General features: G+C 72.3%; 16 protein-coding genes. 8 read left to right on the top strand and 8 right to left on the bottom strand.

Annotated elements, in window-relative coordinates:
* Positions 1 to 12: 12 nt before the first annotated feature.
* On the bottom strand, positions 13 to 1,245 hold the full coding sequence (locus H7H31_RS04905) for a site-2 protease family protein (protein WP_187061401.1): 1,233 nt from the start codon (positions 1,243 to 1,245) through the stop codon (positions 13 to 15).
* A 291-nt stretch (positions 1,246 to 1,536) separates the two neighbouring features.
* On the opposite strand from H7H31_RS04905, the gene H7H31_RS04910 reads away from it, so the two are divergent.
* Both H7H31_RS04910 and H7H31_RS04915 read left to right on the top strand, forming a co-directional pair.
* Positions 1,537 to 2,436 carry a RecB family exonuclease gene (locus H7H31_RS04910; RefSeq protein WP_187061402.1) on the top strand — a complete coding sequence of 300 codons (900 nt, stop codon included), beginning with the start codon at positions 1,537 to 1,539 and terminating at the stop codon, positions 2,434 to 2,436.
* Positions 2,437 to 2,449: 13 nt separating this feature from the next.
* On the top strand, positions 2,450 to 3,121 hold the full coding sequence (locus tag H7H31_RS04915) for a response regulator (RefSeq protein WP_176164854.1): 672 nt from the start codon (positions 2,450 to 2,452) through the stop codon (positions 3,119 to 3,121).
* A 67-nt stretch (positions 3,122 to 3,188) separates the two neighbouring features.
* Here H7H31_RS04915 and H7H31_RS04920 read toward each other — a convergent pair whose 3' ends face one another.
* From H7H31_RS04920 to metH, 4 genes are all read right to left on the bottom strand, one after another.
* The gene (locus H7H31_RS04920; RefSeq protein WP_187061403.1) at positions 3,189 to 4,775 is read right to left on the bottom strand and encodes an ABC transporter substrate-binding protein; all 1,587 of its coding nucleotides are present in this window, start codon (positions 4,773 to 4,775) and stop codon (positions 3,189 to 3,191) included.
* Positions 4,776 to 4,842: 67 nt separating this feature from the next.
* Positions 4,843 to 6,447, bottom strand: coding sequence for an ABC transporter substrate-binding protein (locus H7H31_RS04925; protein WP_187061404.1), 1,605 nt, complete (start codon positions 6,445 to 6,447; stop codon positions 4,843 to 4,845).
* A 622-nt stretch (positions 6,448 to 7,069) separates the two neighbouring features.
* A complete protein-coding gene (locus tag H7H31_RS04930) occupies positions 7,070 to 7,798 on the bottom strand; it encodes an HAD family hydrolase (RefSeq protein ID WP_187061405.1) in 729 nt (242 codons plus the stop codon).
* A 420-nt stretch (positions 7,799 to 8,218) separates the two neighbouring features.
* A complete protein-coding gene (gene metH, locus H7H31_RS04935) occupies positions 8,219 to 11,728 on the bottom strand; it encodes a methionine synthase (protein WP_187063136.1) in 3,510 nt (1,169 codons plus the stop codon).
* 265 nt (positions 11,729 to 11,993) lie between these two features.
* Here metH and H7H31_RS04940 point away from each other — a divergent pair, with 265 nt between their 5' ends.
* From H7H31_RS04940 to H7H31_RS04965, 6 genes are all read left to right on the top strand, one after another.
* Positions 11,994 to 12,758: an IclR family transcriptional regulator gene (locus tag H7H31_RS04940; protein ID WP_176164849.1), complete on the top strand. Its 765-nt coding sequence runs from the start codon at positions 11,994 to 11,996 to the stop codon at positions 12,756 to 12,758.
* 398 nt (positions 12,759 to 13,156) lie between these two features.
* Positions 13,157 to 13,954, top strand: a complete 798-nt coding sequence (locus H7H31_RS04945) for an MIP/aquaporin family protein (protein WP_187063137.1) — start codon at positions 13,157 to 13,159, stop codon at positions 13,952 to 13,954.
* Positions 13,955 to 13,990: 36 nt separating this feature from the next.
* Positions 13,991 to 15,550: a glycerol kinase GlpK gene (gene glpK / locus H7H31_RS04950; protein WP_187063139.1), complete on the top strand. Its 1,560-nt coding sequence runs from the start codon at positions 13,991 to 13,993 to the stop codon at positions 15,548 to 15,550.
* Between the two features lie 2 nt (positions 15,551 to 15,552).
* On the top strand, positions 15,553 to 17,154 hold the full coding sequence (locus H7H31_RS04955) for a glycerol-3-phosphate dehydrogenase/oxidase (RefSeq protein WP_187063141.1): 1,602 nt from the start codon (positions 15,553 to 15,555) through the stop codon (positions 17,152 to 17,154).
* 95 nt (positions 17,155 to 17,249) lie between these two features.
* Positions 17,250 to 18,488: a glycoside hydrolase family 18 protein gene (locus H7H31_RS04960; RefSeq protein WP_372455950.1), complete on the top strand. Its 1,239-nt coding sequence runs from the start codon at positions 17,250 to 17,252 to the stop codon at positions 18,486 to 18,488.
* A gap of 253 nt (positions 18,489 to 18,741) precedes the next feature.
* The gene (locus H7H31_RS04965; protein WP_187063144.1) at positions 18,742 to 20,019 is read left to right on the top strand and encodes a PAC2 family protein; all 1,278 of its coding nucleotides are present in this window, start codon (positions 18,742 to 18,744) and stop codon (positions 20,017 to 20,019) included.
* A 111-nt stretch (positions 20,020 to 20,130) separates the two neighbouring features.
* Here H7H31_RS04965 and mshC read toward each other — a convergent pair whose 3' ends face one another.
* The 3 genes from mshC to H7H31_RS04980 form a co-directional block, all read right to left on the bottom strand.
* Positions 20,131 to 21,360 (bottom strand): cysteine--1-D-myo-inosityl 2-amino-2-deoxy-alpha-D-glucopyranoside ligase, encoded by a 1,230-nt coding sequence (mshC, locus tag H7H31_RS04970; protein WP_187063146.1) that lies wholly within the window; start codon positions 21,358 to 21,360, stop codon positions 20,131 to 20,133.
* Between the two features lie 96 nt (positions 21,361 to 21,456).
* A complete protein-coding gene (locus tag H7H31_RS04975; RefSeq protein ID WP_187063147.1) occupies positions 21,457 to 22,341 on the bottom strand; it encodes an SCO1664 family protein in 885 nt (294 codons plus the stop codon).
* Positions 22,305 to 22,895, bottom strand: a complete 591-nt coding sequence (locus H7H31_RS04980; RefSeq protein WP_176164842.1) for a DUF3090 domain-containing protein — start codon at positions 22,893 to 22,895, stop codon at positions 22,305 to 22,307. The genes H7H31_RS04975 and H7H31_RS04980 overlap by 37 nt, the downstream gene beginning before the upstream one ends.
* Positions 22,896 to 23,002: the final 107 nt, after the last annotated feature.

The following is a 23,002-nucleotide window of genomic DNA, read 5'->3' on the forward strand; positions in this document are numbered from 1 at the left end:
GCCCGGGGCCGGCTAGGAGGGGCGGGCTATCGCGGCGAGGAACGCGCGCTCCACGTCGACCGTGGAGAGCACGCCGTAGATCTCCCCGGTCTCCTCGACCACCAGGTACTCGGTGGCCGGGGTCGCGCGCAGGGTGTCGAGGAGCTGCTCGCCGGTGAGCTCGGCCGAGACGCGCATGCCCTCCTTGAGGTCCTGCGCGAGGCCGCTGACCGCGACCCAGGGGCGGCGGTGCTCGGGGATGCCGACGATGGCCGCCTCGCGGACGACGGCGGTCGGGTCGCCGTGGTTGTCGACGACGACCAGGGCGCGGGCGCCGGCGTCGTTGGCGCGCCGCAGCGCCTCGGAGAGCGGGGTGTCGGCGGCGACGGGGACGGCGCGCCGGGTGAGCGTACGGGCCCGCAGGTCGGGCAGGCGCTCGCGGAGCCGGGCCATCCGCAGGCTGTTGCCGGCGCCGGTCCAGATGATCGCGGCGAGGATGGCGGCCAGCAGCGCGTCGGTGAGCGAGTCCACGCTGCCGAAGCCGTCGGAGTCGCCGAAGCCTCCCGCGTGGGTGATCAGCGGCAGTCCGATGAGTACCGCGACGGCGAGCGCGCGCCCGGTCCAGGCGGCGGCGACGGTGCCGGTCATGGGCTTGCCGCTGAGCTTCCAGACCACGGCCCGCAGCATGCGCCCGCCGTCCAGCGGCAGGCCGGGCAGCAGGTTGAAGGCGGCGACGATCAGGTTGGAGATCATCAGGCCGGCGAGCAGTACGCCGGGCACGGTGCCGGGCTCCACGACCTGCATGCCGAGGTAGAAGACGCCGGCGAGCACGAGCGAGAGCAGCGGGCCGACGAAGGCCAGGACGAACTCCCGGCCCGGTGTCTCGGACTCCTTCTCGATCTCCGACACGCCGCCGAAGAACTGCAACTGGATGCGGCGCACCGGCAGTTTGAAGCGGAGCGCGGCCACCGTGTGCGCCAGCTCGTGCACGAGCACCGAGGCGTAGAAGGCGATGGCGAAGAAGAGCGAGACCAGGTAGCGCGCGGTGCCCAGCTCCGGCAGCACGCGGTCGAGCTGGCCGCCGAACACCCAGGTGATCAGGGCGGCCACCAGGAACCAGCTCGGCGCGACGTAGACCGGGACGCCGAAGGGCCGGCCCATCAGGAAGCCGCCGCCGACCTCCTTGGGCCGCTCAGGTTTGCGGTCCTCGGGCTCGGTCGGGCGGTCCGGCCCGTCGCCGGACCGCCGCTGCCCGCTGTTGTCCACGGTGTCCTCTCGTCATGTACGTCCCTCGCGCCGCCCGCTCGGTTCCACGATCGTGCGGCGTGAGGCGTTCTGCCGTCGATGGTATGCGTCTGCCTGCGCTTCGCTCGGCCTCGGCTCCCCCTTTACCCTCTGGAGGGGTGGCCCCGGGCCTCGGCGTTCGCGGACGTCGGCGCGGGCGGGACGGTTCCCGTCCGTCGCCTGCGCTCCTGCCCCGTCGCGCCCCGGCGATGCCGCCCGTGGCGCGCGGCCGGCTGCCGCGACTGTCAGTGCCGGGCCGTACAGTCTTGCGGCATGGGAACCACGGAGAAGGCGGGGCGGGCGGCGTCCCGGGCACCGCTGTCGTCGTCGCTGTCGCCGTCGCGGGCCGCCGACTTCATGCGGTGCCCGCTGCTGTACCGCTTCCGCGTGATCGACAAGCTCCCGGAGAAGCCCAGCGCGGCGGCGACCCGGGGCACGGTGGTGCACGCCGTCCTCGAGCGGCTCTTCGACTCCCCGGCGACGGACCGCACGGCGCCCCGAGCCCGGGCCATGGTCCCCGGCGAGTGGGAGCGGCTGCTGGCGGCCAAGCCGGAGTTGGCCGAGTTGTTCGCGACGGAGGACGGCGGGCAGGACCCGGAGCGGCTCGCGGGCTGGTTGCGCGAGGCGGAGCAGTTGGTCGAGCGGTGGTTCACGCTGGAGGACCCGACGCGTTTGGAGCCCGCCGAGCGCGAGTTGTACGTGGAGACGGCCCTGGAGTCGGGCCTGACGCTGCGGGGCTACATCGACCGGGTGGACATCGCGCCGACGGGCGAGGTGCGGGTGGTCGACTACAAGACGGGCCGGGCGCCGGCGCCGCGGTATCGGGGCGACGCGCTGTTCCAGATGACGTTCTACGCGCTGGTGCTGTGGCGGCTGCGCGGCGTGGTGCCCAGGCGGCTCCAGCTCGTCTACCTGGGCAGCGGCGACGTGCTGACCTACGACCCGGTCGCGGCCGAGCTGGAGGCGGTCGAGCGCAAGCTGCTCGCGCTGTGGGCCGCGATCCGGGAGGCGACCGAGACGGGGAACTGGCAGCCGCGGCAGACCAAGCTCTGCGGCTGGTGCGACCACCAGGCGCTGTGCCCCGAGTTCGGCGGCACTCCCCCGCCCTACCCCCTCAAGGTCATCCCCGCGCAGTCGGAGCCGCCCGGTCAGGGCAGAATGGGGCAGGTCTAGCGAAGGAGACCCCGTGGCTATCCGCGTTCTGCTCGTCGATGACCAGCCGCTGCTGCGTACCGGCTTCCGCATGATCCTGGAGGCCGAGCAGGACCTCGCCGTCGTCGGGGAGGCCGGGGACGGGCTCCAGGCCCTCGACCAGGTCCGGGCCCTGCAGCCGGACGTGGTGCTGATGGACATCCGCATGCCGCGGATGGACGGCGTGGAGGCGACCCGGCAGATCACCGGCCCCGGACGGGACGGCCCGGCGAAGGTGTTGGTCCTGACCACGTTCGACCTCGACGAGTACGTGGTGGAGGCGCTGCGCGCCGGGGCCAGCGGCTTCCTGCTCAAGGACGCGCCCGCCAACGAGCTGGTGCAGGCGATCCGGGTGGTGGCCGCGGGCGAGGCGATGTTGGCGCCGAGCGTGACCCGGCGCCTGCTGGACAAGTACGCCGACCACCTGCCCTCGGGCGAGGAGTCGGTGCCCGACACGCTGCACACGCTCACCGACCGCGAGGTCGAGGTCCTCAAGCTGGTGGCCCGCGGCCTGTCGAACGCGGAGATCGCCGCCGACCTGTTCGTCAGCGAGACGACGGTCAAGACGCACGTGGGCCACGTGCTCACCAAGCTGGGCCTGCGGGACCGGGTGCAGGCCGCGGTCTACGCGTACGAGAGTGGCCTGGTCCGTCCCGGCGCCCAGTAGGTCACCGGCGGCACGGCGGCGGTGCGGCGCCGTCGGGCCCCGGCCGGTGGGCCGGGGCCGGTGGGGGTCAGCCCGTCTTGGCGATCTCCCAGAAGCGGAAGACCGTGGACGCGTCCAGGGTCCACTGGAGGCCGGTGATGGCGTCGCTGGCCACGGCGTACTGCTTGCCCTGCCACAGGGGTATCACCGGCAGGTCCTTCGCGACCTGGGTCTGGATGCGCGCGAAGTCGCCGACCGTCTCGGCGCGGTTGACCTGGCTCGCGGTGCTCGGCAGCCACCGTGAGGTGATCTTGCCGGCGTCGTAGTGGTTGGCGAGCACGTTGTCGGGGCCGAAGAACGGCGCCGTGAAGTTGTCCGGGTCCGGGTAGTCGGGGACCCAGCCCTTGACGTAGACGCCGTAGTCGCCGCGGCTGATGCCCTTCTCGTACGTGGCGAAGTCGACGCTGCGCACCTCGGCCTCGAACAGGCCGCTGGCGTTGAGCTGCCCGGCGATCAGGCGCAGGCCCGCGTTGGTGCCGGGGCCGTAGCGGATCGGGGTTCCCCACAGGGTGAGTCTGACCTTGTCGGTGATGCCGTCGGCGCGCAGCGCCGCGCGGGCCTTGGCGCGCTGCGGGCGGTCGCCGTACAGGTCGAAGTACGGCGTCTTGTGGGCGGCGATGCCGGCCGGGACGGTGGAGTACAGCGGCTGCACGGTGCGCTGGTAGACGTCGCGGGCCAGCAGGCTGCGGTCGATGAGGTAGGCCACCGCCTGGCGTACGCCGCGCCGTCCCGCGACACGGTCGCGCAGGTTGAAGACCAGGTGTTGGATCTCGGCGCTGGTGCCCTCGACGACCTGGAGGTCCCTGGCGCCGCCGGGCTGGGTGGCGATCTTGGCGACGGCGGCGGACTCCAGGCCGCGGTAGGCGAGGTCGATGTCGCCGCCGCGCACCGCCGCGGCCAGGGCGGGCTGGTCACCGTTGTAGAACTTCATGGTCATGCCGGAGTTCTGTGGCTCGGCCGGGCCCCGGTAGCCGTCGTTGACCGAGAACCGGGCCTCCTCGCTGTCGAAGGAGTCCAGCCGGTAGACGCCGGAACCGACGGCCCGCGCGTCGGTGCGCAGCCTGTCCTTGGGGTAGACGCGGTGGTCCACGATGGAGCCGGCGCCGGAGGCGATCTTCTGCGGGAACGTGGCGTCCGGGGACCTCAGGCGGAAGGTGACGGTCCGCTCGTCCGGCGTGTCGATCCGGTCGATCGAGGAGAGCATGACGGCGGGGCCGTCCTGGTGGGCGATGGCCAACGTGCGCTCGAAGGAGTGCTTGACGTCCTTCGAGGTGAGGTCGTTGCCGTTGGTGAAGGTCAGGCCGGCGCGCAGGGTGCAGCGGAAGACCTTGCTGGCGCGGTCGCGGAAGCCGCAGGACTCGGCCGCCTCCGGCTGGGGCGTGCTGCTCCCCTTGGGGAAGCTCAGCAATGACTGGAAGACGTTGTTGAACAGCAGCCAGGAGCCGGGGTCGTAGCCGGCGGCCGGGTCGGTGGATAAGACCCGGTCCGACATGCCCATGACCACGCGTTTGCCCGTACCCGCGGTCGCACCGCCGTCCGAGCCGCACCCCGCCAACAGGGAGCCGGCGAGCCCCACGACGAGCGGGGCCGCCAGCCACTGGTTCCGTTTCCTCACGCGCGCCTACCTCACGGTTGCCTCGGATGATTCCTCGGAACCGGTGGCGTCGCTGACACCGGCCCGATCAGCCCTTGACTCCGCGGCCCAGCTCCCACAGCCGGAGCTTGCCCGCGTCGTCGACCGCCCACTCCGCTCCGGTGATGCCGTCACGAGTGGCGACGTACTGCTTCCCCTGCCACAGCGGCAACACGGGCACCTCGTCCGCGATGATGTCCTGCGCCTGCTGGAAGTCCCTGACGGCTACGGTGCGCTGCTCCTGCTGCCGGGTGCGCGGGATCAGGACATCTTCGATCGTGGTGTTTCGATAGGGAGAGCCCAGGAAGTTGTCGGGGCCGAAGAACGGTGCGACGTAGTTGTCCGGGTCGGGGAAGTCCGGGTACCAACCCATGCCGTAGGCGGCGTACTCGCCCTTGGCCGCGGCCGGGCGGAACTTCGTCCAGGGCACGTCCTGGATCTTCACCGCGAAGAGCTTGCTGTCGTTCAGTTGCTGCCGGAGCGCCTGGAACTCCTTGGTGGACGCCGGCCCGTAGTGGTCCGAGGAGTAGCTGAGGGTCAGCTTCACCGGGGTGCTCACGTCGGCGTCGCGCAGGATCTTGCGGGCCTTGCTGACGCTGGGGTCGCCGTAGGTGTTGTGGAAGGAGTTGGTGTGCGCCGACGTGCCGGTCGGCACCAGGGAGTACAGCGGCACGGTGGTGCGCTGGTAGACGTCGCGCACCAGCGCCCGCCGGTCGACGAGCTGGGCCATCGCCTTGCGCACGGCCTTGTCGCGCACCCCGGGGGCGTCGGTGTTGAAGGCGAGGTAACGAATCTCCTGGCCCGAGGACTCGGTGAGCTTGACGTCGCCCTGGTACGTGTTCCGCAGGCGCACGATCTGCTCCGGGCTCAGGGTGCGGTTGAGCGCGCTGATGTCACCCGCGTTGAGCGCCTTCTCCATCGCCTTGGCGTTGGGGAAGAACCGCATCTCGACCTTGCTGTTGCCCACCTCCACCGCGCCCTGGTACTTCGGGTTCTTGGTGAAGACGGCCTTGGTCAGCCGGTTCTCGCTGGTCTCGACGCTCACCTCGTACGGGCCCGAGCCGCTCATCTCGAAGCCGGACCTGAGCTTGTTCTTGGCGTAGTCCTCGCTGTCGACCAGCGCGGTGGCCGGCGTGGCGAGCTTGTGCGGGAAGGTGGCGTCGGGTGACTTGAGGTGGAAGACCACCTCCAACTCGCCGGCGGCCTCGACCTTGTCGATGTTGCTGATCAGCGACTGGGGGCCGTTCGCGTAGTCGATGGCCAGCGTGCGCTCGAAGGAGAAGACGACGTCCCGCGCGGTGAGCTCGTGCCCGTTGGAGAAGGTCAGCCCCTCGCGCAGCGTGCAGCGGAACTGCTCGCTCTGCTTGTCCTGGAAGCCGCAGCTGCGGGCGGCGTCGGGCACCGGCGTGCTGCCGGACCTGGGCATGCGCATGAGGGTCTGGAAGACGTTGTGCATCACGCCCCACGACCCGACGTCGTATACCTGGGCGGGATCGAGCGGCGCCGGCGCCGCCTCCGTGGCCTCGATCAGATCCGTACTTCCGACGACGATCGCGTCACCGTCCGAGCCGGCCCCGTCCGCACTCCCGCAGCCCGCGAGAACAGACGTCAACAGGCCCACCAACGCGGGCAACACCATCGTCTTACGGTTCATTCTCGGGGGTCTCCCTACCATCGAAACCCGGGCCCCCACCGTTGTTTGGACAGCGGGCTACGCGGGGTCGTGCTGATGTTTCCCGGGAGACATTAGTAGGCGTCACCAGCATTACTGGAGTGCGGCGTAGTGGGGGCGATATCTCGGCGTTATCGCGCCGGCTCGTCAGGGGATATGGGCAACGCAGAACGATTCGTGCGAGAGACCGCCAAACGGGACACAAGACCTCAACCGAAAGCGGCCGAATCGGTCGGCCAGCACAGGGAGTGGCCACCTGTCGACGGGCCGTTCAGTGAGATAAATCACGCAACCGCCCCTGCCGTGATAACCATTTACCGCGCGGCGGGCGGAAGGCCGCGCTAAGCGGAATTCGATCAGCGATTCACCGACGGACGGTGCGCACTCAGCGCATATGCGGGGGGCGGTTTCCGTAAGCACCACCGCGACCGTCGCGTTACGGTGCGCAGACGCCGCGTGAAGTACGGCGCCTGCGCGGCCAGTTGAGACAGCCGCATTGCGCGACCCGAGAAGATCATCTTTTTCTGATCCGGCATCACTTTGCGCTGTGCCAAGCGAATATGACGCTCAGTCGGCAATCGGAATACGAACCGCGACCGTCCGCTTACGGAATGGCCGCTCTCTCCTGATCAATTGGCTTGACCAATGCGCGGAGAAAAGCGAGGTCCACGCCTTCGAGGGAGGGCACGACGGTGCGCCCCGGCGCCGGCTCGATGGGGACCACCGAGGGCACCGCGAGCACCGGGCAGCCGGCGGCCTCCGCCGCGCTCACGCCGGTCACGGTGTCCTCGACGACGACGCAGCGCGCGGGGTCGGCCCCGAGGCCGGCCGCCGCGAGCAGGTAGGGGTCCGGGTGCGGCTTGGTGCGCTCGACCTCGTCGCCGGCGACGGTGAGCCGGAAGTTCTCGGAGCCCAGCGACAGCAGGACCTGGTCGATGATGCGCCGGTGCGAGGCGGAGACCAGGGCGGTCGGCACGCCGTGTGCCGTCAGCTCCGTGAGCAGCCGCCGGGCGCCGGGCAGCAGTGGCACGCTGCTCCCGATCAGCTCCGCGAAGCGGGTGTTGAGCCGCGTGATCAGCTCGTCCAGCGCGATGTCGGCGCCGGTGACCTCGATGAGGTAGGAGGCGCTGCGGGTCATGGGGCCGCCGACGACGACCGCGCGGTGCGCCTCGTCGAGCACATGCCCGAGCTCGGCGAAGATCGATGCCTCGGCCGTCCACCACAGGCCCTCGGTGTCCACTAGGGTGCCGTCCATGTCGAGCAGGACGCCCTCCAGGACCGGAGCCCGCTCCTCGCCTGGCCGCGCGTCGACAGCGGGGACGCTGCTGGTCATCCATGCACCTCCGTAACGAAAGGCCCGGGCGGGCCACCCGCGACGCGGCGAGGGCGCCCACGAGGGCAAAGGAGCCGGTCACCCTCCGCCCAGGGGAAGGCAACCGGCTGCTACCGGACCGACCAGTGTACGTCGGGGCCCCCAACCGCGCCCTGGGATATCCCGCGCCGTGCCGGCCCGCTCGGCAGGCCCGGGCCCGGGGCGTGCCGGCGTGGCCGGCGGCGGTCCGGGGCCCGGCCCTGGGGCCAGCGGCCGGCTCCGGCGCGCCCGTACGCGCACCGCCCCGCGCCCACCGCGCGTAGGCCCGGCCGCCCCGCCCCCGCCCGTACGCGCACCGCCCGCCCCACGCCCATACGCCCGCCGCCCCGGCCGCGCGGGGCGCGGTCGGGGCGGCGGGGGTGAGTGGAGCGGCGACGGCGGTCAGCGGGCGTTGAAGTACTTCGCCTCCGGGTGGTGGATCACGATCGCGTCCGTGGACTGCTCCGGGTGGAGCTGGAACTCCTCGGAGAGCTTCACGCCGATCCGCTCCGGCTCCAGGAGATCCGCGATCTTCGCCCGGTCCTCCAGGTCGGGGCAGGCCCCGTAGCCGAGGGAGAAGCGGGCGCCGCGGTACTTGAGGTCGAACATCGCCTCGACCGAGTCCGGGTCCTCACCGGCGAAGCCCAGCTCGGCACGGACCCGGGCGTGCCAGTACTCGGCCAGCGCCTCGGCGAGCTGGACGGACAGGCCGTGCAGCTCCAGGTAGTCGCGGTAGGAGTTGGCCTCGAACAGTTCGGCCGTCGCGGCGCCGATCCTCGAGCCGACCGTGACGACCTGGAGGCCGACCACGTCCCGCTCCCCCGACTCCTCGGGCCGGAAGAAGTCGGACAGGCACAGCCGGCGGCCCCGGCGCTGGCGCGGGAAGGTGAACCGGGTGCGCTCGGTGCCGTCCTCGTGCAGCAGCACCAGGTCGTCGCCCTTGGAGACGCACGGGAAGTAGCCGTAGACCACGGCCGCCTCCAGCAGGTTCTCGGTGAGCAGCTTGTCCAGCCAGCCGCGCAACCGGGGCCGGCCCTCGGTCTCCACCAGCTCCTCGTACGTCGGACCGTCACCGGTACGCGCCTGCTTGAGGCCCCACTGGCCCTTGAACAGCGCGCCCTCGTCCAGCCAGGAGGCGTAGTCGACGAGCTGGATGCCCTTGACGACGCGGGTGCCCCAGAACGGCGGGGTGGGCACCGGGTTGTCGGTGGCCACGTCCGAGCGGACCGGGCCGGACTCCGGCTCCGGCTCGTTGACCTCCACGGTGCGCTTGGCGACCCGGCGCTGGCGCAGCTCGGGCAGGGCCGCGCCGGGCACGCCGCGCTTGACGGCGATCAGCGCGTCCATCAGCCGCAGCCCCTCGAAGGCATCCCTGGCGTAGCGGACCTCGCCCTCGTAGATCTCGTGCAGGTCCTGCTCGACGTAGGCGCGGGTGAGCGCCGCGCCGCCGAGGATGACCGGGTAGTCGGCGGCCAGCTTGCGCTGGTTCAGCTCCTCCAGGTTCTCCTTCATGATCACCGTGGACTTCACCAGCAGCCCGGACATGCCGATCACGTCGGCCCGGTGTTCCTGCGCGGCCTCCACGATCGCCGACACGGGCTGCTTGATGCCCAGGTTGACGACGTTGTAGCCGTTGTTGGACAGGATGATGTCCACCAGGTTCTTGCCGATGTCGTGGACGTCGCCGCGCACGGTGGCCAGCACGATGGTGCCCTTGCCCTCCGCGTCCGACTTCTCCATGTGCGGTTCCAGGTAGGCCACCGCGCCCTTCATGACCTCGGCGGACTGGAGGACGAAGGGGAGCTGCATCTGGCCGGAGCCGAACAGCTCGCCGACCACCTTCATGCCCGCGAGCAGCGTGTCGTTGACGATCTCCAGGGCCGGGCGGGAGGCGAGGGCCTCCGCCAGGTCCGCCTCCAGGCCGTTCTTCTCGCCGTCGATGATGCGCCGCTGGAGCCGCTCGTCCAGCGGCAGGGCCAGCAGTTCCTCGGCCCGGCCCGCCTTGAGCGACTTGGTGGTGGCGCCCTCGAAGAGTTCGAGGAACTTCTGCAGCGGGTCGTAGCCCTCCGAGCGCCGGTCGTAGATGAGGTCGAGCGCGGTCTTGACCTCCTCTTCCTCCAGCCGGGCGATGGGCAGGATCTTCGAGGCGTGCACGATGGCCGAGTCCAGGCCGGCCTTGACGCACTCGTCGAGGAAGACCGAGTTGAGCACGATGCGGGCGGCCGGGTTGAGGCCGAAGGAGATGTTGGACAGGCCGAGCGTGGTCTGCACGTCCGGGTGGCGGCGCTTGAGCTCGCGGATGGCCTCGATGGTGTTGACGCCGTCCTTGCGGGACTCCTCCTGCCCGGTGCAGATGGTGAAGGTCAGGCAGTCGATGAGGATGTCGGACTCGCGGATGCCCCAGTTGGTGGTGAGGTCCTCGATGAGCCGTTCGGCGACGGCGACCTTGTGCTCGACGGTGCGGGCCTGGCCCTCCTCGTCGATGGTCAGCGCCATCAGCGCCGCGCCGTGCTCCTGGGCCAGGGCGGTGACGCGGGCGAAGCGGGAGTCGGGGCCGTCGCCGTCCTCGTAGTTGACCGAGTTGATCACCGCGCGCCCGCCCAGCTTCTCCAGGCCGGCGCGGATGACGTCCACCTCGGTGGAGTCCAGCACGATCGGCAGCGTGGAGGCCGTGGCGAAGCGGCCGGCCAGCTCGCGCATGTCAGCGACGCCGTCCCGGCCGACGTAGTCCACGCACAGGTCGAGCAGGTGGGCGCCCTCGCGAATCTGGTCGCGGGCCATCTCCACGCAGTCGTCCCAGCGCCCGTCCAGCATGGCCTCGCGGAACTTCTTGGAGCCGTTGGCGTTGGTGCGCTCGCCGATCGCCAGGTACGAGGTGTCCTGGCGGAAGGGGACGGTCTGGTACAGCGAGGCGGCGCCGGGCTCGGGGCGCGGGGAGCGCTCCGTGGGGGTCATGTCCCGCACCCGCTCCACGACCTGCCGCAGGTGCTCGGGCGTGGTGCCGCAGCAGCCGCCGACCAGGGAGAGCCCGTACTCGCGGACGAAGACCTCGTGCGCGTCGGCCAGCTCCGGGGGCGTGAGCGGGTAGTGCGCGCCGTCCTTGCCGAGGACCGGCAGGCCGGCGTTGGGCATGGCGGACACCCGGGTGCGGGCGTGCCGGGCCAGGTAGCGCAGGTGCTCGCTCATCTCGGCGGGGCCGGTGGCGCAGTTGAGGCCGATCATGTCGATGCCGAGCGGCTCAAGGGCGGTCAGCGCGGCGCCGATCTCGGAGCCGAGCAGCATGGTGCCGGTGGTCTCGACGGTGACCTGGACGAGCAGCGGCAGGTCCACGCCGGCCTCGGTGAGGGCACGCTTGACGCCGATGACGGACGCCTTGGTCTGCAACAGGTCCTGGGTCGTCTCGACCAGCAGGGCGTCGGCGCCACCCGCGATCAACCCGGCGGCGTTCAGCTGGTACGCGTCGCGCAGCGCCTCGTACGGGGCGTGGCCGAGGGTGGGGAGCTTGGTGCCGGGGCCCATCGAGCCGAGCACCCAGCGGGGCCGGCCGTCGGCCGCGAACTCGTCGGCGACCTCGCGGGCGATGCGGGCGCCCGACTCGGAGAGCTCGTAGATCCGGTCAGCGATGTCGTACTCGCCCAGCGCCGAGAGGTTGGCGCCGAAGGTGTTCGTCTCCACGCAGTCCACGCCGACGGCGAAGTACTCCTGGTGGACGTTGCGCACGATGTCGGGGCGGGTGATGTTGAGGATCTCGTTGCAGCCTTCGAGCTGTTCGAAGTCGTCGAGGCTGGGGTCCTGCGCCTGAAGCATCGTGCCCATCGCACCGTCCGCGACCACCACTCGGGTGGCGAGGGCCTCACGCAGCGCGTGGACGCGGTCGGAGCTGGCATTGGGCGATGGCTTGTGCGAGGCCATGGGTGTGCTCTCCCTGAGGTGCGACGGCTGTCGGCTTTGCGTCTTCCGGTGGAAGGCGCACCCGGCCAGCCTAGCCCTCGGGGGCGAAGTGGCGCCGGACGTCCCGCTGTGCGGGACGGCGCGAGGCGGCGTCGCGGGCCGGCACCCGAGCCCGCGCGCCCGGCCATCTGGTATCCCGAGGTCGGCATGGGCCGATAGTGTTCAGCATTGTCGAACCACAGATGGTTGAACCATCTAGTCCCCGAGTCTCCGAGGAGGTTGCGCGATGGCACGGACCATCCAGTCGCTGGAGCGCGCGGCGGCGATGCTCCGGCTGTTGGCGGGCGGCGAGCGCAGGCTCGGCCTGTCCGACATCGCCTCCTCGCTCGACCTCGCCAAGGGCACCGCGCACGGCATCCTGCGCACCCTCCAGCAGGAGGGCTTCGTCGAGCAGGACCCGGCTTCGGGACGCTACCAGCTGGGCGCGGAGCTGCTCCGGCTCGGCAACAGCTACCTGGACGTACACGAGCTGCGCGCCCGCGCCCTGGTGTGGGCGGACGACCTCGCGCGCTCCAGCGGCGAGAGCGTCTACCTGGGGGTGCTGCACCAGCAGGGCGTGCTCATCGTGCACCACGTCTTCCGGCCCGACGACAGCCGCCAGGTCCTTGAGGTGGGCGCGATGCAGCCGCTGCACAGCACGGCCCTCGGCAAGGTGCTCTCCGCGTACGATCCGGTGGCCCACACCGAGGCGGTCGAGGGCGAGCGCACCGCCTTCACGCCGCGCACGGTGACCGGGGCCGCCGACTTCGAGGGCGTCCTCGACCTGATCCGCGCCCGCGGCTGGGCCGCCGATGTCGAGGAGACCTGGGACGGCGTGGCGTCGGTGGCGGCGCCGATCCACGACCGCCGCCGGATGCCGGTGGGCGCGGTGGGCGTCACCGGCGCGGTGGAGCGGGTGTGCCCGGAGGGCAGCCTGCGCCCGGAGCTGATCGCCGCCGTGCGGGACTGCGCCCGGGCGGTCTCCCGCGACCTGGGCGCGGGCCGCTTCTGACGCCGCCGGCCCGGCTTCCCGTACGCCCCGGGTCTACGCCCCCTTGCCCCTCTCCCTGCCCCTGGCCTCCCGGCCCCTCCTGGCTCCTCCGCCTCGGCGTCCGCATGCCCTCTTCTGGCGGGCGGGGCGGGCGGTCGTGGGGTGGGGCGTGGGCGCCGCGGGTAAGCACCCCGTACTTCCCGGTCAGTTACTGACGAGTTTTCGGTCACAGCACCTTGACGGTGTTGACGGTGTCGAGAAAACTGCCGTGCACCGGTCGGCATTGTCGAACACCTAACGACAATATTCGCTATGGTGGACAGCGCCACGGGCCGGTAAAACGCGCTCACCGAGCGCGCGAACCTCCGGAAGGGACCCGGGGTTCGCCCTCCCCTGGACGAACGACAAAGGAGTCGCGGGTGTCCAGCTCCGACATCTTCATCGGCGAAACCATCGGCACGGCCGTACTCATCCTGCTCGGCGGTGGCGTGGTGGCCGCTGTCACGCTCAAGCGGTCCAAGGCGCTCAACGCCGGCTGGCTCGCCATCACCTTCGGGTGGGGTTTCGCCGTGCTGACCGGTGCGTACATCGCGGGAGGCGTCAGCGGCGCCCACCTGAACCCGGCGGTGACCGTCGGTCTGGCCATCAAGGGTGGCGAGGGCGGCACCCAGTGGAGTGACGTGCCGCTCTACTTCGCCTCGCAGCTCCTGGGCGCGATGATCGGCGCGCTCCTGGTGTGGGTCTCGTACTACGGCCACTTCCAGGCCCACCTCACCGACCCCGAGGTCATCGCCGAGACGGGCGGCCAGGAGGGTCTGGTGGACCAGTCGGCCGCCCCGAAGGCGGGTCCGGTGCTCGGCATCTTCTGCACCGGCCCGGAGATCCGCAACGTGGTGCAGAACCTGGCCACCGAGATCATCGCCACCGTCGTGCTGGTGCTCGCCATCCTCACCCAGGGGCTGACCGAGGGACTGGCGGTCTCCGGTACCGGCGCGCTGATGACGGCCCTGGTCGTGGTCGGCCTCGGCCTCTCGCTCGGCGGGCCCACCGGCTACGCCATCAACCCGGTGCGCGACCTCGGCCCGCGCATCGTGCACGCCCTGCTGCCGCTGCCCCACAAGGGCGGCTCGGACTGGGGCTACGCCTGGATTCCCGTCGTCGGCCCACTTGCTGGCGGCGCCATCGCGGGCGGACTCTACGAACTCGCCTTCGCCTAAAGCCCGACCGACGTCATCACGCAGGAGCCGCACATCATGACCGACACCCAGGACTTCGCCTCCACCCCAGGCGCCGCCTCGCACGGCCACGGCCCGTTCATCGCCTCCATCGACCAGGGCACCACCTCCAGCCGCTGCATCGTCTTCGACCGGGACGGCCGCATCGTCGCGGTCGACCAGAAGGAGCACGAGCAGATCTTCCCGAAGCCGGGCTGGGTCGAGCACGACGGCGCCGAGATCTGGGCCAACGTCCAGGAGGTCACCGACGGCGCGATCGCCAAGGCCGGCATCACCGGCGCGGACGTGAAGGCCATCGGCATCACCAACCAGCGCGAGACGACGCTGCTGTGGGACAGGAACACCGGCGAGCCGGTGCACAACGCGCTGGTCTGGCAGGACACCCGCACCGACGCGCTGTGCAAGGAGCTGGGCCGCAACGTCGGACCCGACCGCTTCCGCCGTGAGACCGGCCTGCCGCTCGCCTCGTACTTCGCCGGCCCCAAGATCCGCTGGCTGCTCGACAACGTGGACGGCCTGCGCGCCCGGGCCGAGGCCGGCGAGATCCTCTTCGGCACCATGGACTCCTGGGTCATCTGGAACCTGACCGGCGGCCCCGACGGCGGCGTGCACGTCACCGACGTCACCAACGCCTCGCGCACCATGCTGATGAACCTCGCCACGCTGGACTGGGACGAGCGCATCCTGGCCTCGATGGACATCCCGGCCGCCGTGCTGCCGAAGATCCGCTCGTCGGCCGAGGTCTACGGCACCGCGGCCGGCGGCGCCCTGGCCGGCGTGCCCGTGGCCTCCGCGCTCGGCGACCAGCAGGCCGCGCTCTTCGGCCAGACCTGCTTCGCCAAGGGCGAGGCCAAGTCGACGTACGGCACCGGCACGTTCCTGCTGATGAACACCGGGAGCGCGCCGGTCAACTCGTACAACGGCCTGCTGACCACCGTCGGCTACCGGATCGGCGACCAGGCACCGGTCTACGCCCTGGAGGGCTCGATCGCGGTCACCGGGTCGCTCGTGCAGTGGATGCGCGACCAGATGGGCCTGATCAACAGCGCGGCCGAGATCGAGACGCTCGCCAGCTCCGTCGAGGACAACGGCGGCGCCTACGTCGTGCCCGCCTTCTCCGGCCTGTTCGCCCCCTACTGGCGGGCCGACGCGCGCGGCGTGATCGCGGGACTGACCCGGTACGTCACCAAGGCGCACATCGCGCGCGCCGTCCTCGAGGCCACCGCCTGGCAGACGCGCGAGATCGTGGACGCGATGACCAAGGACTCCGGCGTCGAACTGACCGCTCTCAAGGTCGACGGCGGAATGACCTCCAACAACCTGCTCATGCAGACCATCTCGGACGTCCTGGACGCGCCCGTCGTGCGCCCCATGGTCGCCGAGACCACCGCCCTCGGCGCGGCCTACGCCGCCGGTCTGGCCGTCGGGTTCTGGCCTGACACCGACGCCCTGCGCGCCAACTGGCGCCGGGCTGCCGAGTGGACCCCCCGGATGGAAGCGGACGTACGCGACCGCGAGTACAAGAACTGGCTCAAGGCCGTCGAGCGGACCATGGGCTGGATCGAGGACGAGGAGTAATCATGACCACCCTGCAGAGCGTCCCCGAGCCCGGGACGCGCCCGGCTGCCGGTCCCCGACAGGACCGCGCCGAAACCCGGGACCGACTGTCCAGCGCGACGTACGACCTCCTGGTGATCGGCGGCGGCATCCTGGGCACCTCGGTGGCCTGGCACGCCGCGCAATCCGGACTGCGGGTCGCGATGGTGGACGCCGGCGACTTCGCCGGCGCCACCTCGTCCGCCTCCTCCAAGCTCGTCCACGGCGGTCTGCGCTACCTGCAGACCGGGGCGGTCAAGCTGGTCGCGGAGAACCACCACGAGCGGCGGGTGCTGGCCAAGGACGTGGCCCCGCACCTGGTCAACCCGCTCACCTTCTACCTGCCGGTGTACAAGGGCGGCCCGCACGGCGCCGCCAAGCTGGGCGCCGGCGTCTTCGCCTACTCGGCCCTTTCCGCGTTCGGCGACGGCGTCGGCCGGGTCATCTCGCCCGCCAGGGCCGCCGCCGACAACCCGGCGCTGCGCACCGAGAACCTCAAGGCCGTCGCCGTCTTCGGCGACCACCAGATGAACGACTCGCGGGTCGCGGTCATGACCGTGCGCGCCGCGGTCGAGTCCGGCGCGGTCGTGCTCAACCACGCCGAGGTCACGGGCCTGCGCTTCACGCACGGCCGGGTCAGCGGCGCCGAGCTGCGCGACGGCCTGGACGGCACCGAGTTCGGCGTCGACGCGCGCATAGTCCTGAACGCCACCGGCCCCTGGGTGGACCACCTGCGCCGGATGGAGGACTCCGGCGCGGCGCCCAGCATCCGGCTCTCCAAGGGCGCCCACGTGGTGCTCAAGCGCAAGGCGCCGTGGAAGGCCGCCATGTCCACGCCGGTCGACAAGTACCGGATCACCTTCGCCCTGCCGTGGGAGGACCAGCTCCTGCTGGGGACCACGGACGAGGCGTACGAGGGCGACCCGGGGCAGGTGCGGGCCACCGACGCCGACATCGACCAGATCCTGGAGGAGGCGGCGTTCTCGGTCCGCGACGAGCACCTGTCGCGCGACCTGATCACCTACGCGTACGCGGGCCTGCGGGTGCTGCCCGGCGGGCCGGGGAACACCGAGTCCGCCAAGCGCGAGACGGTCGTCACCGAGGGTCGCGGCGGCATGCTGTCGGTGGCCGGCGGCAAGTGGACCACCTACCGGCACATCGGCCGCACCGTCATCAACAAGCTGGCCAAGCTGCCCGGCGGCGCGCTCGCCGACGACATGGAGCCGCTGTCCCGGTTGCCGCGCCGGGTGCCGCTGCCCGGCATCGCCAACCCGAACGCCGTCGCGCACCGCCTCTTGGTGGACCGCGAGCCGGGCGTGCGGATGGACCCGCTCACGGCCCGTCAGCTCGCCACCCACTACGGCTCGCTGTCCTTCGAGATCGCCCGCCTGGTCGCCGAGGACCCGGCGCTCGGCGAGCGCATCCACCCGGACGGCCCGGAGATCTGGGCCCAGGCCGTCTACGCTCGCGACCACGAGTGGGCCGAGACCGTGGACGACGTGCTGCGCCGCCGCACCACGCTCACCATCCGCGGCTTGGACACCGACGAGGTGCGGGCCCGGGTCGAGGAGCTGCTGCGCCGCTGACGCCCGGCGCTCGTGGTGAGTCGTGAGAGGGGAGGGGCTCCGCCTGGGGCCCCTCCCCTCCGTGCTGCCCGCGGCGCCACGCGCCCGGTCGTACGATGACGCGACGGCACGGGGGGGGTGGCTCGTTGCGAGGTTCGGCCGCGTGGGGCGCGTGGTGGGGACGGTTACGGGGACGGTGGGCCGCGCCGCGGCGCCGCCCGGCGGAGGGCCGGCGACGAGCGGCGGCGACGGCCTGCCGCGCCGCCTGGCACCGGCTGCGGCGCTGGCGGCCCAGCCGGCGGCTGCTGGCGCGCACGGCGGTGGCGCTCGCCCTGACGCTGCTCCTGCCCCCGCTGACCGCGGGCCTCGCGCTGCGCCTGGCGTACTCGGGCGACCCGGCGCCCGACGCGCGGACCCGGGGCCGGGACGCGATCTGGCTCGGGCACGCCTGGGTGGACGGGCGGCGGGACGACGCGGACCTGGCCGCGCTCGGCCGGCGGCTCGACGGCACGGGCCTGCGCGACCTGTACGTCCACGCCGGGCCGCTGGAACACGACGGGACGCTGCCCACCAGCGCCTACCCGGAGGCCCGTTGGCTCATCGACGCGGCGCGCCGGCGGCTGCCGGGCGTCCGGGTGCACGCCTGGTTGGGCGACGCGCTCAGCTACGGCGGCGAGGACGGCATGCGACTGGACCGGGCCGCCACCCGCGCGCGCGTGGTGGCCAGCGCCCGGCAGGTGCTGGCCGCCGGGTTCGACGGCGTCCACCTGGACCTGGAGCCGACGCACTCGGGCAACGCGGACTTCCTGCGGCTGCTGGAGCGGGCCCGGCCGGCGGTGCGCGCGGGCGGCGGCGTGCTCTCGGTCGCCGCCCACCAGATCGACCCGCTGCCCGCCGCGCACACCGTGCTCGGCGCCCTCACCGGCCGCCCCAAGTGGTGGTCCCAGCGGTACTTCGGGCAGGTGGCCCGGCGCGTCGACCAGATCGCGGTCATGTCGTACGACACGGCGATGCCGCTGGAGAGCCTGTACGGGGGCTATGTCGCACACCAGACGGAACTGGCCCTGGAGGTGACCCCGGAGGGGACCGACCTGCTGATGGGGCTGCCCTTCTTCCACACCGACGACCCGGGCCACCGCGCCGCCGCCGAGACCGTGGCCGCGGCCGTGCGCGGCGTCCGGCTGGGGCAGACCCGTGCGGACCGGCACCGCGAGCGGTTCGGGGTCGCGCTGTACGTCGACTTCGCGGCCACCGAGACCGACTGGGCCGCCTACCGACGCGGCTGGGGCGCCTGCCGCCCGGCCTCCGGGTGCGCGCCCGGCCGGCCCACGGCCCAGCCGCCGGGCCGGCCCTGACGCTCCGGCAGTTCCCCGTCGCGGCCGGCTCGGTGGCCCGGGGCCGCCGGGGGCGATGCGGAAGCCGGGGCCGGCGCCCGGCGGTGGGCGGGGCGCGCGCCGAGCGGAGCGCGGGCGCCACGCCACGGGCTGAATGCCATGGGCGCCCGGGGGCTGCGGGTCAGGGCCGGAGAAGCCGTAGGCTTGGGGCCGCACGCAACGGAACTGGAACCGGCGGGGTCACCCGACCACCCCGGTCGGAAGGAGGCGCTGGGTGATCGAGCTTGAGGGGGTTCCCGAGCTGATCGACCCGGTCATGATCTGTGCCTTCGAGGGCTGGAACGACGCCGGAGACGCCGCCTCCACCGCGGTCGGGCACCTGGACCGGGAGTGGAAGGGCGAGGTCTTCGCGGCGCTCGACGCCGAGGACTACTACGACTTCCAGGTCAACCGGCCGACCGTGTGGCTGGACGGCGGGGTGCGCAAGGTCACCTGGCCGACCACCCGGCTCTCGGTGGTGCGGACCGGCGGCGACAAGCCGCGCGACCTCGTGCTGGTGCGGGGCATCGAGCCGAGCATGCGCTGGCGCTCGTTCTGCAACGAGATCCTGGGCTTCGCGCACGAGTTGGGCGTGGAGATGGTCGTGGTCCTTGGGGCACTGCTCGGCGACACCCCGCACACTCGGCCGGTGCCGGTCAGCGGCGTGACCTCGGACCCGGATCTGGCCCGCAGCCTCGACCTGGAGGAGTCCCGTTACGAGGGGCCGACCGGCATCGTCGGCATCCTCCAGGAGTCGTGCACGCATGCCGGCGTCCCGGCCGTGAGCCTGTGGGCGGCCGTGCCGCACTACGTCTCGCAGCCGCCCAACCCGAAGGCCACGCTGGCGCTGCTCAACCGGCTGGAGGACCTGCTGGAGCTGCGCATTCCGCTCGGCGAGCTGCCGGAGGACGCGCGGGCCTGGCAACTGGGCGTGGACCAGCTCGCCGCCGAGGACAGCGAGGTGGCCGAGTACGTGCAGTCGCTGGAGGAGGCGCGGGACACGGCGGAGCTGCCGGAGGCGTCCGGCGAAGCCATCGCGCGCGAGTTCGAGCGCTACCTGCGGCGCCGGGACGGACAGCCGGGGCCCGGCGGGCACGCCAGCGACTCCGGCGTCGCCGACAGCCGCGACTCGTACCTGCGCGACCCCGGCAGCGGTCGGGCGCGCCCGACCAGGTCGACCGCGCGGGACGAGCCCCGGGACGAGCCCCGGGAGGAGTCCTCCGACGCGGCGAAGGCCGAGCCGGACGGGGCCGCCGCCACCGGCGACGGCCGACCGGCGGGCGGGGCGAAGCCCCGGGGCGAGGAAGCCGGGAAGGCCGGGCGAGCCGACGCGGAGGACGAGCGGGCCGAGGACCGCGCGGAGGGCGAGGCGGAGCGGGCCAGGCGGGGCGAGGCCGAGGAAGACAAGGCCGAGCAGGGGCCCGAACAGGACGCGGGCCGCGAGCCCGGCGGGTCCGGCGGGTCCGGCGGGTCCGACGAGGACCCGGCCGACGAGGCCGACGGCAACGCCTGAGCCCGGGCCGCGCCCAGGCTCGGGCGAGCGCGCGGGGCTGACGTGAGGAGGGTGGGTGGTGGGCCGAGGCCCACCACCCACCCTCCTCGTACGTCGCCGTGGCGGCAGTCGCTACAGCGCCACGCCCAGGAGCGCGTCCACGGCGCGCGAGACCACGCCGGGCGCGCCCTCGTCCGTGCCGCCCGTGGTGGCCTGGCGTTCGGCCCAACGGTCCACCGCCGCGAGGGCGGTCGGCGCGTCGAGGTCGTTGGCCAGGGCAGCGCGCACCTCGTCGACCAGGTCGTCGGCCGGCGGGCCGTCCGGGCGGGAGACGGCGGCGCGCCAGCGGTCCAGCCGCTCCCGCGCCTCGGTCAGCACGCCGTCCGTCCACTCCCAGTCGGCGCGGTAGTGGTGCGCGAGCAGCGCCAGCCGGATCGCGGCGGGGTCCACGCCGTCGCGCCGGAGCTGCGAGACGAAGACCAGGTTGCCCTTGGACTTGGACATCTTCGCGCCGTTGAGGGCGACCATGCCGGCGTGTACGTACGCCTTGGCGAAGGGGTGCTCGCCGGTCAGCACCTGGGCGTGCGAGGCGCCCATCTCGTGGTGCGGGAACGCCAGGTCGGACCCGCCGCCCTGCACGTCGAAGCCCATGCCCAGGTGTTCGAGGGCGATGGCCACGCACTCGATGTGCCAGCCGGGGCGGCCGGGGCCGAGCGACGCCCCGTCCCAGCTCGGCTCGCCGGGGCGGGCGGCCATCCACAGCATCGGGTCGAGCGGGTTCTTCTTGCCGGGGCGGTCCGGGTCGCCGCCGCGCTCGGCGGAGAGCAGGCGCATGGCGTGCGCGTCGAGGCCCGAGACGCCGCCGAACGCGGGGTCGGACTCGACGGAGAAGTAGATGTCGCCCTCCACCTCGTAGGCGGCGCCCAGCTCACGCAGCCGCTCCACAAGCGGGACGATGCGCGGGATGGACTCGACCGCGCCGATGTACTGGCGCGGGGGCAGGATCCGCAGGGCGGTCATGTCCTCGCGGAAGAGGGCCGTCTCCCGCTCGGCGAGCGCGGTCCAGTCGTCGCCGTTGGCCACCGCGCGCTCCAGCAGGGGATCGTCGATGTCGGTGACGTTCTGGACGTAGTGCACCTGCCGCTTGGTGTCGAGCCACACGCGCTGAACGAGGTCGAACGCGTTGTAGGTCGCCGCGTGTCCCAGGTGGGTGGCGTCGTACGGCGTGATGCCGCAGACGTAGATACGGGCGACGGGGCCGGGGTCGATGGCTATCGACGCTCCGGTCGCGGTGTCGTGAATCCGGAGGTCGCGGCCCTTGCCGGGCAGGGCGGGAACCTCAGAAGCGGGCCAGGCATACATGACATGAGCGTAACCGGACGCGGCATCCGGCTACGAACCGGTTCGGGTGTCTTGGCGCGATAGGCGGTCTTGCCCACCCGCCCCGTGACGTGCTCGTCAGACCGGGGGCCAGGGGATCGCGGGCCACTGGCCGCTGGGTTCGGGGTGTCTGCCGCTCCGCAGCAGATCGGCTATTCGGCCGCGCAGCGCGTCCAACTCGGCCGTGGTGATCAGCTCCGCCATGCGGGCGGCCAGCGGCCGAGACTCGGCCAGGTCGGCTGAAAGTCGCCGTAGTACCTGGCGGGCCTCCTCGGGCAGCGGCTCCCCCGCCCAGCCCCACAACAGGGTGCGGAGCTTGTCCTGCGCGTGGAAGGTGACCCCGTGGTCGATGGCGTACACCGCGCCGTCCGCGGTGGGCAGCAGGTGCCCGCCCTTGCGGTCGCCGTTGTTGATGACCGCGTCGAGCACCGCGAGCCGCCGCAGCCGCGGGTCGTCGGCGTGCACGAGCAGCGCGGTGCGCCCCTGCCCCACGTCCGCGTGGCCGACCGCCTTCCAGCCGGGCCCCGGCTCGCCGCCCTCCACGAGCGCGAGCAGTTGCGGGCCCGGGGTGTCGCTGTCGCCGTCCGCGGTCTCGATCCACAGCTGGCACATGCCCTCGCCGTACGGGCCCTCGCGCAGCACCGTCGGCGGGATCAGGCCCCACCCGGTGGCCTCGGAGATCTCGTACGCGGCGACCTCGCGCCGGGCGAGGTTGCCGTCGGGGAAGTCCCACAGCGGCTGCTCGCCCGCCACCGGCTTGTAGACGCACTCCAGGCTGTGCCCGCGGTGGGTGACCGTGCACCACAGCACGGCGTTGGACGCGTCGGTCACCTGGCCGCGCACCGTCAGCTCGCCGGCGGCCAGCACCTCGCGCGGCGACGGCGCGTCCGCCACCGAGGGGTCCGCGGACGCCGCCGGCCGGGGCGTCAGGCCCCCCTGCGGTAGCCGTTCTGGCGCGGGCATACGTGTCCCTCCGGGTCGAGCGGCAGACTGCACAGCGGGCACGGCGGGCGGCCGGCGTTGACGACCTCCAGGGCGCGCTTGGCGAACGCCCGGGCCATGGTGCCGGTGAGCCGCACCCGAAGCATCGGCGGCCCGTTCACATCGTCCTGCAGCAGCCGTTCCTCGGCCTCGGCCAGGTCCTCGTCGGTGTCGGCCTCCAGCTCGACGAGGGCCTGCGCCTCCACCACCATGCGCTGTTCCTCGCCGTCCCAGGCCAGCGCCATGGTCCCGACCCGGAACTCCTCCTCGACCGGGGCGTCCAGCGGCGCCGTGTCGGTCATCTCGGCGGGCGCGACGGCCGGCACCGGCGCATTGCCCCCGGTGCGCCGTACGACCTCGTCAAGCAGCTCGTCGATCCGCTCGGCCAACGCCTCGACCTGGGCCTTTTCCAGCGCGACGCTGGTGGTGCGACCGGCCGCCGTCGCCTGCAGGAAGAAGGTGCGGCGGCCAGGCAGCCCGACCGTACCGGCGACGAAGCGGTCCGGCGGGTCATAGAGGAACACCTGACGGGACAACGTCCTGCTCCAGTTTTGTTCGACGGTTCGGCTTGCGGTGGTGCTGCGACGGCCGGTGCGGCCCGGCCTCGGTGGGCCGCTGGGTCCGCCGTCCTGGGTGTCAGGAC

The organism is Streptomyces buecherae, from assembly GCF_014295035.1.
Lineage (GTDB): Bacteria > Actinomycetota > Actinomycetes > Streptomycetales > Streptomycetaceae > Streptomyces > Streptomyces youssoufiensis.